Annotated in this window: 13 protein-coding genes; 1 reads left to right on the forward strand and 12 read right to left on the reverse strand. The window is 67.5% G+C overall.

Annotated elements, in window-relative coordinates; all coding sequences use genetic code 11:
• Window positions 1-524: 524 nt before the first annotated feature.
• The 10 genes from pdxY to C3E79_RS08240 all read right to left on the reverse strand — a co-directional run bounded on the left by pdxY (window position 525) and on the right by C3E79_RS08240 (window position 10,947).
• Entirely contained in the window at window positions 525-1,376 is an 852-nt protein-coding gene (pdxY, locus tag C3E79_RS08195; protein ID WP_108404473.1) for a pyridoxal kinase PdxY, read from the reverse strand.
• 33 nt (window positions 1,377-1,409) lie between these two features.
• Window positions 1,410-2,729, reverse strand: a complete 1,320-nt coding sequence (locus C3E79_RS08200; protein WP_108404474.1) for a hemolysin family protein — start codon at window positions 2,727-2,729, stop codon at window positions 1,410-1,412.
• Between the two features lie 5 nt (window positions 2,730-2,734).
• Window positions 2,735-3,298 (reverse strand): rRNA maturation RNase YbeY, encoded by a 564-nt coding sequence (ybeY, locus tag C3E79_RS08205; protein WP_108404475.1) that lies wholly within the window; start codon window positions 3,296-3,298, stop codon window positions 2,735-2,737.
• The gene (locus C3E79_RS08210; protein WP_108404476.1) at window positions 3,295-4,302 is read right to left on the reverse strand and encodes a PhoH family protein; all 1,008 of its coding nucleotides are present in this window, start codon (window positions 4,300-4,302) and stop codon (window positions 3,295-3,297) included. The genes ybeY and C3E79_RS08210 overlap by 4 nt, the downstream gene beginning before the upstream one ends.
• A gap of 11 nt (window positions 4,303-4,313) precedes the next feature.
• Window positions 4,314-5,018 (reverse strand): 16S rRNA (uracil(1498)-N(3))-methyltransferase, encoded by a 705-nt coding sequence (locus C3E79_RS08215; RefSeq protein WP_108404477.1) that lies wholly within the window; start codon window positions 5,016-5,018, stop codon window positions 4,314-4,316.
• Window positions 5,018-6,151, reverse strand: coding sequence for a molecular chaperone DnaJ (dnaJ, locus tag C3E79_RS08220; protein WP_108404478.1), 1,134 nt, complete (start codon window positions 6,149-6,151; stop codon window positions 5,018-5,020). Before dnaJ ends, C3E79_RS08215 begins: the two co-directional genes overlap by 1 nt.
• Before the next feature lie 26 nt (window positions 6,152-6,177).
• The gene (hrcA, locus tag C3E79_RS08225; protein WP_108405125.1) at window positions 6,178-7,200 is read right to left on the reverse strand and encodes a heat-inducible transcriptional repressor HrcA; all 1,023 of its coding nucleotides are present in this window, start codon (window positions 7,198-7,200) and stop codon (window positions 6,178-6,180) included.
• A 32-nt stretch (window positions 7,201-7,232) separates the two neighbouring features.
• Window positions 7,233-8,336, reverse strand: a complete 1,104-nt coding sequence (hemW, locus tag C3E79_RS08230; protein ID WP_108404479.1) for a radical SAM family heme chaperone HemW — start codon at window positions 8,334-8,336, stop codon at window positions 7,233-7,235.
• A gap of 11 nt (window positions 8,337-8,347) precedes the next feature.
• Entirely contained in the window at window positions 8,348-9,016 is a 669-nt protein-coding gene (locus C3E79_RS08235) for a hypothetical protein (protein ID WP_108404480.1), read from the reverse strand.
• 107 nt (window positions 9,017-9,123) lie between these two features.
• A complete protein-coding gene (locus C3E79_RS08240; RefSeq protein WP_235840734.1) occupies window positions 9,124-10,947 on the reverse strand; it encodes an AMP-dependent synthetase/ligase in 1,824 nt (607 codons plus the stop codon).
• A 70-nt stretch (window positions 10,948-11,017) separates the two neighbouring features.
• Between C3E79_RS08240 and malQ the strand changes: the two genes are divergently transcribed.
• Complete coding sequence (gene malQ, locus C3E79_RS08245; protein ID WP_179948267.1) at window positions 11,018-13,123, forward strand: 4-alpha-glucanotransferase; 2,106 nt, start codon at window positions 11,018-11,020, stop codon at window positions 13,121-13,123.
• Here malQ and C3E79_RS11465 read toward each other — a convergent pair.
• Both C3E79_RS11465 and C3E79_RS08250 read right to left on the reverse strand, forming a co-directional pair.
• Window positions 13,120-13,260, reverse strand: coding sequence for a hypothetical protein (locus tag C3E79_RS11465; RefSeq protein ID WP_179948268.1), 141 nt, complete (start codon window positions 13,258-13,260; stop codon window positions 13,120-13,122). The two genes, malQ and C3E79_RS11465, sit on opposite strands and share 4 nt — an antisense overlap.
• Window positions 13,261-13,393: 133 nt before the next feature.
• Window positions 13,394-15,370, reverse strand: a complete 1,977-nt coding sequence (locus C3E79_RS08250) for a M3 family metallopeptidase (RefSeq protein WP_108405127.1) — start codon at window positions 15,368-15,370, stop codon at window positions 13,394-13,396.
• Window positions 15,371-15,376 lie beyond the last annotated feature (6 nt).

A 15,376-nucleotide genomic window follows, 5' to 3' on the forward strand; every position in this document is an offset into this window, starting at 1 on the left:
GAAAATGTCCCCACTGCAGAGTCAAAGTGCGGGCGACTCTGCAACGGCAGAGTCCACGCGAAGACCGAAACCCTGCCCACTCTGCAACGGCAGAGTCAAAGTGCGGGTCGAAAAAGTCCGCAATGCAGAGTCAAAGTGCGGGCGACTCTGCAACGGCAGAGTCCACGCCGAGACCGAAACCCTGCCCACTCTGCAACGGCGGAGTCGAAGTACGGGCGACTCTGCAACGGCAGAGTCGAGGTGCAGCCACACGGGGCTACATTTCGGGGAGTGACCAGAGCCCGTCAGCTGGGCGAGTACCAACTACCCACGTCTGACACGAGCCCTCTCGCTTGTCTGAACCCCACGTTGGGGGTGCGAGATCGCGCACTCGATTGAGGCGGGGCGGAGGCGGCAACCGTCAATGCGTGAAACCACACAGCGACGCGGCGAACTGCTCGAGCGCGGAAAGATCCTGGATCGCGGAGTACACGCTCGCCCAACAGCCCCTCCAATGATTCGCTGCCCGCGCCAGGGCCCTGTCGTTAGAGGGCCTCGACCTCAAACTGCATCCGCGGGTCCGCGAAGGCGTCCTGCGTCTCCACGAGCTTAAGCTCGGGCGCTCCCGCCTGGTACGTCACCTCCAGCAGATCGAACACAGACGACGCCGTGCGCGCCAGCGCATCGGCGGCATCCCGGGTGCGCAGGTAGTGCCCCGTGAATAAGGCGGCGGTGACGTCGCCCGAACCATTGCGCTTGAAAGGCAGGCGCGGGGTTTTCACGATCCACTTGCCGGCATCGTCCACCACGATCATCTCCAGGACATTGACAGGGTCGGCCTCCGGGCGTTCCACCGAGGTCACCAGTACGGTGCGCGGGCCGATCTCGCGGGCCGCCTCAACCGCGTCGAGCGTAGAGGCGAGGTCCGTCGCCTCGCGGCCGGTGAGGTATCCCAACTCGAACTGGTTCGGGGTGATGATGTCGGCCACGGGGACGACGCGGTCGCGCAGCAGCGGCGGGATGGTATCGGCCACGAAGCAGCCCGACTTCGCGTTGCCCATCACCGGGTCGCAGGCGTAGAGGGCCGACGGGTTGGCGGCCTTGACGCGGGCCACCGCGTCGATGATGACGTCGGCGATGTCGTCGCCGCCCTGGTAGCCGGACAAGATGGCGTCGACACGCGAGAGCGCCCCGCGCTCATCGATGCCATCGATCACTGCCGCGACGTCAGCGGCGGGGATAATCGGGCCCCGCCAGGCACCGTAACCGGTGTGGTTGGAGTAGTTCACGGTGTAGACCGGCCACACCTCGTGGCCGATGCGCTGGAGCGGGAAGACCGCCGCCGAGTTGCCGACGTGCCCGTAGGCCACCGCCGACTGGATCGAGAGGATGTTCATGGCACACCATTGTGCACCACCGCCCCCGGGGAGCTAATCCTGGGCCTGGTAGGTGTCGATGACGTCGGGAAGCTCGATGAGCACGCTGCGGACCTTGATCCGGCCGCGGCGGTCCCGGCCGCCCTCGGCGGTGAAACGCAGGTCGGAGACCTCCACCGCCGAGCCCGGCAGCGGGACGCGGCCCAGCTCGTAGGACAGCAAACCCGCGACGGTGTCCACCGCCTCGCGCACCTCGTCATCGAACTCCAGCTCGTAGCCGATGTCGTCTTGGAGGTGATCGATGAGGTCATCGAGCGGCAACCTCGCCTGGGCGCGGTAAGCGCGCTCCCCCACCGCCTCGATGGGCGCCATCTCGGCCTCATCGTATTCGTCAGTAATCTCCCCAACGATCTCCTCTAGCAGGTCCTCCATGGTGAGCAGGCCCGCGACCCCGCCGTACTCGTCGATTAACATGGCGATATGGGTGCCGCACTGCTGCATCTCTTGGAGCAGGGCGTCGAGCGGCTTCGACTCGGGGATAAACAGAGGCTCACGCATCACCTGGTCGATCGGGGTCTCCTGATCGAGGGGCCGCCCGTCGTCCGTGAACATGTCCTTGAGGTAGACCACGCCGAGGATCTCGTCGGCGTTCTCACCGATCGCCGGCACCCGGGAGTGCCCGGAGCGCACCATGAGGCGGGTGGCCTGACCCACGTTCTTTTCCGCCTCGATCCAGATCATCTCGGGCCGCGGCACCATCACCTGCTTGGCATAGGTGGAGGCGAGGTCGAAGATGTTTTGGATCATCCGGTGCTCGGTGGACTCCACCACGCCGCGCTCCTGGGCTATATCGACCATCTCCCGCAGCTCGATCTCGGTGGCGTACGGCCCCTGCCGGAAATCGCGGCCCGGGTGGAAGAGGTTGCCCACCCAGATCAGCAGCCGCGCAATCGGCCCCAGCACCGTGTGGAAGGCGACGAGCCACTGCGCCGCCCTCAGCGAGATGCTATACGGGTTACGGCGCCCCGCGGTGCGTGCGAAGACGCCGATAATGCTGAACTGCAGCAGCGTCACGCACGCGATGGCCGCCGCGATCGCCCACGCCTCCGAGCCGAAGAGCTCCGTGGCGAGCATCGCGGCGAACACCGCGGCGGTCACGTCGAGGACGGTGTGCACCATGACGAGCATGTTGATCTGGTTCGCGCGCGTGGCAATGACCCGCATAAGGGCCTTCGAGCCGGGCACACCGTCTTTGACCATGCTCTCGACCCGCGCCCGCGAGATCGGGGCGAGCGCCGCCTCAACCGACCCAAGCAGGCCCGAGAGCAACAGCGCCGCCACGGCGACGAGGGCATATGTGAGGGTAAATTCCAAGGGTTCTAGGTCTCTTTCATGCGACGATCAAGCTCGTCGCGGTCTGCGGCGGAGGGAAACGCCTGGGCGCCGGTCGGTTTGGGCTGGTAGGCGACGCCGCGCGCGGCGAGCGAGTCGTACCAATCGGCGAGGATCTCGTTTTGCAGGGAGAACATCTCGCGCTCGTCTTCGGGGGCGACGTGGTCGTAGCCCAGCAGGTGCAGCACCCCGTGGACGGTGAGCAGGGCCAGCTCGTGGCCTAGATCGTGGCCCGCGACGGCGGCCTGGCGGCGGTCGAACGCGGGGCACAAGATGATATCGCCCAACATCGCCGGCCCCGGCTCCGCGGCGTCGGGGCGCCCGCCGCCGGGGGTGAGCTCGTCCATCGGGAAGCTCATGACGTCGGTGGGGCCCTCGAGGTCCATCCAGCGCACGTGCAGGTCGGCCATCGTGGGCTCGTCGACAAGCGTGATCGTCGCCTCGGTCTCCGGGTGGACGTCCATGGCCGCGAGGGCGAACGAGCAGACGTCGACAAGCATCTCCTCGTTGATCTCGCCCTCGCCCGACTCGTTGAGAACCTCGATGCTCATGAAATGCCTTTCTCCCGCTCAGCCTGCTTCTTCTCGTAACGCGCCGCGTTGGTGGCGTCGTGCCGGTCGTAGGCCGCAACGATCCGCGAGATGAGGTGGTGGCGCACCACGTCTTCCGCACCAAGCTCCTGGATAGAAATGTCCTCGATGCCGGGCAAGATGCGCCGCGCAACGCGCAGCCCGGAGACCGTGCCGCTGGGCAGGTCCACCTGCGACACGTCGCCCGTCACCACCATCTTCGTGCCAAAGCCGAGGCGGGTGAGGAACATCTTCATCTGGCTGCCGGTGGTGTTTTGCGCCTCGTCGAGGATCACGAACGCATCGTTGAGCGTGCGCCCGCGCATGTACGCCAATGGGGCGACCTCGATGATGCCGGCATCCATGAGTTTCGGGATCATCTCCGGGTCGAGCATGTCACGCAACGCGTCGTAGAGCGGCCGGAGGTAGGGGTCGATCTTGTCGTTGAGCGTGCCGGGCAAAAACCCCAGCTTCTCCCCTGCCTCGACGGCCGGGCGGGTGAGGATGATGCGCTTGACCTCCTTGGCCTGCAGCGCTTGGACCCCCTTCGCCACCGCGAGGTAGGTCTTGCCCGAGCCGGCCGGGCCGATGCCGAAGGTGATGGTGTGGTCGTCGATGGCGTCGACGTAGCGGCGCTGCCCGACGGTTTTCGGGCGGATCACCTTCCCCCGCCTGGCCACGATCTCGGTGCCCAGCAGCTCGGCGACCGACTCCGGTGCCTCGTCCTCCATGATCCTGGTGGCGTGGAGCACGGTGTCGGGGCCGACGGGCACCCCGCGGCGGACCATGGACTCGAGCTCATCGAGCACCCGGGCGGCGTGGGCGACCGCCGCGATGTGCCCGCGCAGCGTCACGGTCGTGCCCCGGGCGTGCAGGTCCGCCTCGAGCTGCCGGTTGAGCACGCGCAAGTTCGCGTCGTTGACACCCAGGACCTCTTGGGCGTGCTCGGCGTCGAGCTCGACCCTACGCGAGACCAGTTCTTCCATGCCGCCCCACCTTACCAGCGCACCGTTAGCGCACCGATGGCGCACAGCGCGGCGAAACCCGCCGAAGCGGTGCGCAAGACCTCGGGGCCGAGCTTGACCGGCTGCGCGCCCAAAGCGTCGAGCTCCTCGGGGGCGATGCCCCCCTCCGGGCCGACGAGGACGACGACGTCTTCAGCGAAGGAGACCTGGCGAATCGGCACCGTCGCCTCCTCGTGCAGGGCGAGGGCCTGCCTGCCAGAGATGAGGGCCCGCAGCTGGTTCGTGGTCACCGGCTCGGCAACCTGTGGCACCCACGCCCGGCGCGACTGCTTCGCCGCCTCTCTCGCCGTGGCCTGCCACTTCTCCACCTGCTTGGCCTGCTTGTTCGCGGGCCAGCGGGCGATGGTGCGCGCGGAGATCCACGGGATGATCTCGTCCGCGCCTCCCTGGACGGCGAGGTCGACGGCGAGCTCGGCGCGCTCCGACTTCGGAATCGCCTGCACGAGCGTCACCCGCGGGTGGGCAGGCGGAATCGTATCCACCCCGACCACCGCGCCGGAGAGGTAATCCTTGCCGCGCACCTCGCCGACCACGACGGTGGCTACCGTGCCCGCGCCGTTCGTCAGCGCGATGGTCTCGCCAGGCGCGATGCGCTTGACGGTAACGGCGTGGCGGCCCTCCGCGCCGTCGAGCACCCCGGAGGCGGGATCCGGTGAGAGGAAGTACGGCAGGCTCATCAGCGGCGGAAGCGCTCTCGCATCCGGCCGAAGAAGGACTCGTCCCGGCCTTCGCCATCGGCCGCCACCGAGGCGGTCGCGGGGTGGCCGTCGCGCAGCCCCTCCAAGGCCTCGCGCTCCTCCGGCCGCAGCTCCGTGGGCACGACGACGTCGATGTGTGCGATCATGTCGCCGGCCTCCTGGCTGCGCAGCCGCGGCATCCCCGCCCCTGTGAGCACGACCCGCTCGCCCGGCTGGGTGCCTGCGGGGACCTCGATGTCGGTGGTGCCGCCGCCGAGGGTCTCCACCTCCACCGCCGTACCGAGCGCCGCCTCGTACATCGGCACCTTGACGTGGAGGTGCAGGTTATCGCCCTCGCGGGCGAAGATCGGGTGCGGGCTCGTATGCACCTCGACGTACAGGTCGCCGGCCGGGCCGCCGCCGTGCCCCACCTCGCCCTGGCCCGCCATGCGGATGCGCATGCCGTCGGCGATGCCGGCCGGGATGTTGACGGTCAGGTCCCGGCGGGCGCGGACTCGGCCGTCTCCGGCGCACTGGCGGCAGGGGTCCTTGATCACCTCGCCGAAGCCGCGGCACGTGGGGCATTCTCGGGTGGTCATGATGTTACCGAGGAACGACTGCTGAACTTCCTCGATCGAGCCGGTGCCGTGGCAGCGCTCGCAGGCCACCGGCTTGGCCTGCGACTGTGAACCTGTGCCGTGGCATGTCTCGCACAGCACGGCGGTATCCACGGTGACGTCCTTTTTAACGCCCAAGAAGGCGTCGTCAAGCGAGATCGTCGTGCGCAGCAGCGCGTCGTTGCCGGGCTGGACACGCGAACGCGGCTGGCGGCCCGAGCCTGCACCTGCACCGCCGAAGAATGCCTCAAAGATGTCGCCGAAACCGCCGAAGCCCCCGCCCGGGGCGGCCTGCCCCTGCTCCATCGGGTCGCCACCGCGGTCGACGATGCGGCGCTTCGAGGGGTCGAGCAGCACCTCTTGGGCCAGCGCGATCTCTTGGAACTTCTCCGCCGCCTCCGCGCTCGGGTTGACGTCGGGGTGGTACTTGCGCGCCAACTTGCGGTATGCCCGCTTGATCTCTTGCTCGGTCGCCTCACGGTCGACACCGAGGATCCCGTAATAGTCACGAGCCACTTTTGTCCATGAGCCTTTCTACAGTCTTATTCGCCACGCAAAATGCGGCTGATGTAGCGAGCCACCGTGGCAACCTTTTGAATCGTACCCGGGTAGTCCATGTGGGTCGGACCGACCACCCCGAGGCCGCCGAGCGCCTCGGCCGTGCCATATGCGGTAGAAACAACCGCAGCGCGGGAAAATTCCTCATCCTCCATCTCGCGGCCGATGCGCACGTTGATGCGCTCGAGCTCCTGGGCGCCGGCGAGCAGCTTGAGCACCACGACCTGCTCTTCGAGCGCGGCGATGACGCTGCGCAGGTCCGAGCCGTGGGCGCCGTTGCTCATGCTCAGGTTCGCCGCGCCGGCGATGAGGATGCGATCGCTCGACCGCTCAACCAAGGTATCAATAAGCACCGCGGTGGCGCGCTCCACCGCGTCCCGGATCGCCACCGGGGCACCTGCGGAGAGACGGGCGAGGGAGGCCGAAGCTTCCGCCATCGTCGCCCCGACAAGCACTCCGTTGAGCGTGTCGCGCAGCAGCCGGACCTCGCTGTCGCACAGCTCGGCTGCGAGCTCGACGTTGCGCTGATCCACCCTGCCCGAGTCCGTGATGAGCACCAGCAGAAGGCGGGTCGGGCTAAGCGCGACGACCTCGCAGTGCTTGACCCGGGAGACCTCGAGCGTGGGAAGCTGCACCACCGCGGCCTGGTTCGTGAGCTGGGCGAGCAACTGCACGGAGCGCCGCAGGACGTCTTCAAGGTCGGTCCCGCTCTCGAGGAAGCCTAAGATGGCGCGGCGCTCGGGCGCAGAGAGCGGCTTGACCTCGTGCAGCGCGTCGACGAAGGCGCGGTAGCCCTTCTCCGTGGGCACGCGGCCCGAGGAGGAGTGCTGCTGCTCGATGAAGCCCTCGCGCTCAAGCGCGGCCATGTCGTTGCGGATAGTTGCCGAGGAGACGGCGAGGTTGTGGCGCTGAACGAGAGTCTTCGACGCCACCGGTTCCTGCAGCGCGATGTAGTCGGCCACGATGGCGCGGAGCACCGCCTGCTTGCGATCTCCTGCCCCACTCATGGCGACCATTCTACCGCGTACCACTCGGCGTCCTACTCGGCGGCCAGGATGTCGGTGACAATGCCGTCGACAAGCAGGCGCCCCGCGTCAGTGACTGTAACCCGCTCGCCCACCGTGAGCAGCCCCCCTTTCGCATGCTTATCGACGACCCCCTCCGCCGCCGCCGGGATCCATTCGCGCGGCACCCCTTCCCGCAGGCGCAGGCCGAGCATGATGCGCTCGAACTCGAGGTCCGCCGCGGTAAGAGTCTCTTCCCCGCCAATCGGCAGCTCACCGCGCTCAAGCGCCGCGGCGTAGCGCTCCGGGCGCTTGACGTTGAAAAACCTGCGCGTGCCCAGCGTCGAATGCGCCCCCGGTCCCGCGCCCCACCAGCTGCCCCCGCGCCAGTAGATGAGGTTGTGCTCGCACTCACCGCCCGGGCGCGCCCAGTTGGAGACCTCGTACCAGCCGAACCCTGCGTCGGCGAGTGTGGAGGCGATGAGCTCGTAGCGCGAGGCATATGCCTCCTCGCGCGGGGCGGGAAGCTCACCGCGACGGATCTTGCGCGCCATCGCAGTGCCATCTTCGACGATGAGCGAATACGCGCTCACGTGGTCGACCCCGGTGGCGAGGATCGCATCCAGGGTGGCGCGTACGTCGTCGTCCGTCTCCGTCGGGGTTCCGTAGATCATGTCGAGGTTGACGTGGCCAAAGCCTGCCGCGAGCGCCTCCCCCGCGGCGGCGGCCGCACGCCCAGGGGTGTGTGCGCGTTCCAGCACGCGGAGAACCGGCGCTGAGGCCGACTGCATCCCCAGTGAGATGCGGGTAAAACCGGCCTCGAGCAGCCCCTCGAAGTAGGCGGGGCTGGTCGATTCGGGGTTGGATTCGGTGGTGACCTCGGCGCCGGGGCGCAGGCCGACGTGCTCGCGCACCATGTCCATAATCCGCCCCAGGCCGTCCGCGCCGAGCAAAGAGGGGGTGCCACCGCCGATAAAGACGGTATCCGCCGGGCCGATTTCGGCGAGCTCAAGCTCGCGGCCGAGGGCGCGCAGGTACTGCTCGTGGGAGGTCTCTGCCTCCGTCGGCGTGTAGGTGTTGAAGTCGCAGTACCCGCACCTCGTGGCGCAGAAGGGAACGTGGATGTAGAGGCCGAACATGGGCCCCTAACTTACGCGCCCCGGCGCGAGCGCTTCGCGGCGACCTTGGCCACCACGGCGTCGATACGCGCGCGCTCGGCAAGGAAGGCCGGCGGATTCGTACCGCGCATCGTGCGCACGAAGGCAGGGTGGTCGATGCAGACCGTCTCCATCCAGCCGTCGACCGCCGCCTCGACGAGGTCGCCGACACGGGAATAGAGGTGGGGCAGGCTCACCGCGCCGAGCTCCCGGGCCACCATGTCCGTCTGCTCGAGGGTAAAGCTGACGATTTCCGTGAGGTGCTGGACCACAAGGTCGGTGCGGCCCGTGAGTGCATCGCCCAGCGTGCGCACGGAAAACGGCGCAGCGAGCGGGAAGAGGTCCTCGAGCCCCGCGGCATCGAGCAGCTCGGGCTCCGGGATGCGCTCGTCGGCGAGCGCGGCGGCGGAGAGCACCCCTGCGCGCATCCCAGAGGTGAGCGCCTGGCGCAGCCCGATGAGCTCGCCGACGACGCGGCGGGCGTCTTGCCGGGCGTCATCAACAATCTCGGAGAACTCCGCGAGGCAGTCGTCGGTGAGCTCGCCGTCGTAGTCGGCGATCGCCTCGGCGATGTGCTCTATGTATTCGGCAACCTCATCGCCGATGTTGTAGACCTCCTGGGTCAGCTCGCGGTGGCGCAGCACCGCGGCAGTCTTGCGCACTTGTGAGCCCCCTTATGCATGCCTACCCTATGTTGCCAACAACGTCTCATTTCGCTGTGGGCAATGGTATCGCGCCGGGGGCGCAGCAAAGCGGCGGCGCGCCGACGCTAGCGCTGGTAGAGCTTTTCAATCTCCGCGGAGAAGTGATCAACCACCACGTTGCGCTTGATCTTCATCGTCGGGGTCACCTCGTCGTCCTCCTCGCTCAGGTCGCGCTCGAGGATGCGGAACTTCTTAATTTCCTCGGCCTTAGACACCGTCTGGTTGGCCTTATCCACGGCCTCCTGGACGGCGGCGCGCAGCTTGACGTCCTCGCGCAGGTCCGCAACCGTCTTCTCTGCGGCGATCCCGTTCTTCTGTTTCCAGCGCTTGAACTCGTCTTCGTCGATGGTGACAAGCAGCCCCACGAAGGGCCGACCGTCGCCGACGACGATGGCATTGGACAGCAAGGCGTTGGAGGTTAAGACCTCCTCGAGCGGGCCCGGGGAGACGTTCTTGCCACCCGCGGTGACGATGAGGTCCTTCTTGCGCCCGGTGATGCGCACGAACCCGTCGTTGTCGATCTCACCGAAGTCGCCGGTGGAGAACCAGCCGTCCTTCATCGAGGAGGCAGTGGCCTCCGGGTTGTTCCAATACTCCTTGGCCACGCCGTCGCCGGCGATTTCGAGCTCGCCTTCCTCGCTCACGCGCACCGTATAGCCCCGGACGGGGCGGCCCACGGTGCCGATCCGGCAGTTGCCGACATCGTTGACACACGCAGCGGCGGTAGTCTCGGTCAAGCCGTAGCCCTCGTAGATGGACACACCCATGCCGCGGAAGAAGTGCAAGAGGTCCGGACTGATCGCGGAGCCGCCGGAGATGGCGACCAGGACCTCCCCACCCATCGCGGCCTTGACTTTGGAGTAGACGAGCTTGTCAAAGAGCTTGTTCTTCAGCGTGAGCACGAGCCCGGGGCCCTTGTCGGTGTCCTGGGCGCGCGAGTAGTCGATGGCGGCGCGCTCGGCTGCGAGGAAGACTTTCTTGGCCACCTCCGAGCTATCGGCCGCCTGGTTGTAAGCCGCGGACCTGACCTTTTCAAACACGCGGGGCACGCCCAAGAGCAGCGCCGGGTGGGCGCGCTGGAACTCGGTGGTGATGGTGGAGGTATCCGACCAGTGGGACTGGGTAGCGCCGGCGATCATGAGGGTGAAGGTGACAGCGCGCTGCAGCACGTGCGCGAGCGGCAGGAAGGTCACCGCGTGCTTGCCCACCGGATCACCGATCGATCCGACGATGGAGGTGGCCAAAAGCGCACGCGCCTCGTGGTACCAGTTCAGGTGGGTCAGGCTCACGCCCTTGGGGCGGCCCGTCGTTCCCGATGTGTAGACGATGGAAGCGAGCGAGTCGTGGGTGATTGCGGCGACGCGGTTGCCAATCTCCGATTTATCGACGCCCGAGCCATCCGCCTTGATCTCCTCGACGCCGCCCCCATCGAAGGTGACGACGCGCGCGACCGACGAGGCCTCGCCCGCGGCCTTCAACACGTTATCCACGGCGCGCGCATGCTCAGCGGACTCCACGAAGACGAGCTTTGCGCCGGAGTCCTCGAGGATCCACTGAATCTGGTGCTCGGAGCTCGACGGGTAGATCGGCACCGTCACTGCCCCGGCGGCGAGGATGGCAAAATCAACCAGCGTCCACTCGTAGCGCGATTCCGAGAGGATGACTACGCGGTCACCAGGCTCAACCCCCTGGGCGGCAATTCCCCTGGCCAGCTCGTATGCCTCGGCAACGAAGTCCGCCGCGGTGACGTCCACCCACCCTGACCCCTCCGGCTTATTGAAAAGGATGATGTCGGGGCGCGATTCGCTCAACCCGATAACGTCGCTGATCACATTCTCTTCAGGCTGGAGGGTGAAATCCGCCTCCGTGGTAAACGTGTTGATAGTCATAGTTGCCTACATTACCCTTTCGTGTCACTTCGACATCGGCATAGGGTGATTTTTGGCACAATGTGTTGATGTGACGCACGCTACGCCCCTGAACGACCTTGCCTCCGCCTACGGGTTCGGGCTCCACTACCGGGCCTCGAACGGTCAAGTCACCGAGCCCCCGGCCAGCTCGTTTGTGTCCCTCCTCCGCGCCCTCGGTGTGGGCCTGAGCGATGACCCAGGCGCCGAAGAACTCGGGTTTTTCCTGGCCGAGCGCCGCGCGGTCGAGGCCACGCGCCCCCTCCCGCCGTGCGTGGTCGCCACCGCAGGGGAGGAGAAGCACTTCAACGTCCACGTCCACGACGGCCACCGCGCGCACTGCTGGATCCGCTGCGAAGACGGCACGTCCAGGCAGGCCTACCAGGACGAGAACTGGGCCGAGCCCTACACCGCCGCGGACGGCGTCGTGTGGGGCGAGGCAACCTTCCACGTGCCTGGTGACCTGCCGACGGGCTGGCACGAGCTCCACCTAGAGTCCGATACCTTCGCCTCCTCCTGCACGCTCATCGTGGTGCCGCGGGCGCTGGAGACTAACCAGCGCTTCGTCGAACACCCCACCTACGGGGTGATGGCGCAGCTCTATTCGGCGCGCTCGGCGCGCTCGTGGGGCATCGGGGACTTAGGCGACCTCGCCGCCCTCGCCGAGGTCGTCGCCGCCGAGGGTGCGGACTACCTGCTTATCAACCCGGTCCACGCGGCCGAGCCCGAGCCGCCGGTCGAGGATTCCCCCTACCTTCCGACGTCCCGCCGCTTCGTCAACCCGATCTACATCGCTGTCGAGGAATTGCCCGAGTTCGCCGCCGCCGAGCCCGATGTCCGCGCCGCCATCACCGAGGCGGCCGCGCCCCTGAAGCGGACGAACACCTCCCCAGAGCCGATCGAGCGCAACCGCATCTTCGCCGTCAAGCTCGCCGCCTTGCGCGAGCTGTTCTACGGCACCACACCCTCGCAAGAGCGCCTAGACCAGTTCGAGCGCTTCATCGCCGCCGAGGGCGAGGGCCTGCACACGTTCGCCCAATGGTGCGCGCAGCGCGCAGAAAACGCCGCCACCGGCCGCCACGCCGATCACGCTGGCGGGGCCGCGGACGAGGAGGACGTGCGCTTCTTCATGTGGCTGCAGTTCCTTGCCGACGAGCAGCGCCGCCGCGCGCAGGAGCGTGCCACGGCAGCTGGGATGAGCATCGGGATCATGACCGACCTCGCCGTCGGCGTGCACCCCGGCGGGGCGGACGCCGCCACGCTGGCCGATGTCTTGGTCGCGGGCGCCTCCGTGGGCGCGCCGCCAGACCAGTATTCCCAACAGGGCCAGGACTGGTCGCAGCCGCCATGGAACCCGCTCGCGCTCGCTGAGCGCGGCTACGCGCCGTGGCGGGACCTCCTGCGCACGGTGCTGCGCCACTCCGGCGGGGTGCGCGTGGACCACATCCTCGGCCTGTTCCGACTGTTTTGGATCCCCCGGTTAGGCTCGCCCGCCGACGGGGCGTATATGAATTACGACTTCGAGGCGATGGTGGGCGTGCTCGCCCTCGAGGCGCAGCGCGCCGGCGCCATCGTCGTCGGCGAGGACCTCGGCACGTTCGAGCCCTGGGTGCAAGACGTGCTGCGCGACAAGGGGATCTTGGGCACCTCCGTGCTGTGGTTTGAATCCACCGAGCCCGACGGGCGCCCGAAGCGCGCCGAGCAGTACCGCAACCTCTGCCTCACTTCGGTGGGCACCCACGACCTGCCCCCCACGGCTGGCTACATCAAAGGCGCCCACAACACGCTGCGCGTCGAGCTAGGTCTCGTCGAACAGTCCCTCGACGAGCTCAACGCCGCCGATCGCGCCTGGATCGACGCGGTGGTCGATACCGTGCGCGAATCGGGCGCCCTGCGCGGGCTCGACGAGGGCGATACCGAGGACCTCGTCGTCGCCCTCAACCGGTTTGTCGCCTCCACCCCCTCGGCGCTGACCTGCACGAACCTGGTGGACATGGTGGGGGATGTGCGGATCCAAAACCAGCCGGGCACCAACGCAGAGCAGTACGCGAACTGGTGCATCCCGCTGTGCGACGCCCACGGCAAGGCGGTGTTAATCGAAGACCTCGCGGGAATGGACTTGTTCAGGCGCGTCGCGGGGGCGTCGATACGCAGCTAGATCAGCCCGCCGAGCGCGGCAACTACGACCAAGGCCACCATGACGTAGAGGATCTGGGTGACGCGCGACTGAGGATACTTGCGGCGCGCCTTGGGCAGCTTGGCGTCGCGCTTGCGCAGCTCTTCGGGGTTGGCCATGGGGCCCTAGCTTACTTTCCCCGCCCGAGCCAGTCCACGACGGCCAGCAGGGACGCGGCGGCGATCCCGGCGAGGGGCAGGGCGACGGCGAGCACGATCGGCAGCTGCAGCCAGGGCGTAAGCGAAAACACTCTTAAGCCTCCGCCCCTTCCAGGCCGCGGCGCTCAAGCAGTGCGCGGGTGTCCTTGTCCCGGCCGCGGAACGCCCGGTATGCCTCGGCGTAGTCCCTGGTAGCGCCGCGGCTTAGCACCGCGTCGCGGAACTTCTCTCCGCTGTCCCGGTTGATGCCTTGCTCCTCGATCATCGCAAACCCGTCGGCATCGAGCGCCTCGGCCCACAGGTAGGAGTAGTAGCCCGCAGAGTAGCCGCCGGCGAAGATGTGGTTGAACCACGTCGAGCGGTAGCGCGGCTCAAGGCCCTCGACGGCAAGGCCGTATTCCTCGAGCACGCTGCGTTCAAACGCGCTGATGTCTTCCGGCACCGCTGAATCGAGCGAGTGCCAGCCGAGGTCGATCGCCGCGGCCGCGAGGTATTCGGAGGTCTCAAACCCCTGCCCGAAACGGCGGGAGGCGCGCACCGCCTCAAGCATCGCCTCGGGGATGACCTCGCCGGTGTCGACGTGGCGGGCGAAATTGCGCACGATCTCGGGGGCAAAGGCGTAGTTCTCGTTGATCTGGGAGGGAAACTCCACCCAATCCCGCGGCACGTTGGTGCCGGAGAGCGAGGGGTAGCGCACATCCGAGAGCAACCCATGCAGCGCGTGGCCGAACTCGTGGAAGACGGTGGTGACCTCGTCGATGCTGAGCAGCGTAGAGGTCAGCGACATGACGTTGACCACCACCGCCTTCGTGCCCAGAAGCCGGGACTGGTCTACAAACGAGCTCATCCACGCCCCGCCTCGCTTCTCCGGCCGCGCGGCGTAGTCGGTGAGCAGCAGCCCGAGGCCCTCCCCGCCGCGCTCGGGGGCATCGATGACCTCCCAGACGCCGACGTCGTCGCGGTAGCCGCGCAGGTCCTCGCGCCTTTTCACGGTGATGCCGTAGAGCTTGTGCGCGGCGTAGAAAGCGCCGTCAACAAGCACCTGCTCGAGCGGGAAGTACTTGCGCAACTCGGCCTCGTCCAGCGAGAGCTCCTCAGCGCGGCGTCGCGCCTGGTAGTAGGGCCAATCCGCCCCGTCGACGTCGAAGCCCGCGAGCTCGGAGGCGAGCTTGCGCTCGGCCTCGGCGTTCGCGGCGGCGGCCGGTGCGAGGTCGGCGATGAGCCGGCGCGCGGCCTCCGCTGTGCCGGCGGTCTCCTCCGCGATGACGAAGTCGGCGTGGGTGCGGTAGCCGAGCAGGCGCGCCCTCTCCAGCCGCAGCCGGGCGGATTCCGTGACAATCGGCGCGTTGGTGGCCTGGCCGCGGGCGCGGGCGGCGTCGAAAAGCTTGCGGCGCGCACCCGGGTCCTCGAGCTCGGAGAGCAGCGACTGGGTGGTCGGTAGCTCCAGCGGGACCCGGTAGCCCTCGCCTGTGGCGTAGGCGGCCTTGGCCTCCTCGCTCAGCCCCGCCATCTCCTCGTCGGTGAGTTCCACGGCCAGGGCGCGGGTATCGGAAAGCAGGTTGCGGCCGAACTCCTCAGAGAGCTGGCTTAGGCGCTGGTTGAGCTCGCGCAGGCGGGCCTTACCTGCGCTATCTAGCCGCGCGCCACGGCGCTCGAAGTTCCTGAGGAGCTGCTGGTATAAGCGCCTAGATCCTTCGTCCGCGGGCACCTCACCCTCGAGCGCGCTCAGGCGCCGGTAGAGCTCGTCGTTTTGATACATCGCGTCCCAATGCGCGCTCAGGCGCGGGACGATGCGATCTGCCACCGCGTCGAACTCCTCGGTCGCGTCGGTACCTTGCAGGTTGAAAAACCAGGCAGTTGCCCTCTGCAGGTCCGCGCCGCTGCGCTCGAGAGCCTCGACGGTGTTTTCCCACGTGGGCACATCCTCGGCGAAGATGGCGGAGAGCTCCTCGCCGTGCCGGCGCATCGCCTCATCGATGGCCGGTTCGACGTGCTCCAGCCGGATCTTAGCAAAGTCCGGCAGGTTGTACGGCAGGGTCGAGGGCTCGAGCAATGGGTTCATGCCCGCCATCTTAAC

It is taken from the genome of Corynebacterium liangguodongii (genome assembly GCF_003070865.1).
GTDB classification, from domain to species: Bacteria; Actinomycetota; Actinomycetes; order Mycobacteriales; family Mycobacteriaceae; genus Corynebacterium; species Corynebacterium liangguodongii.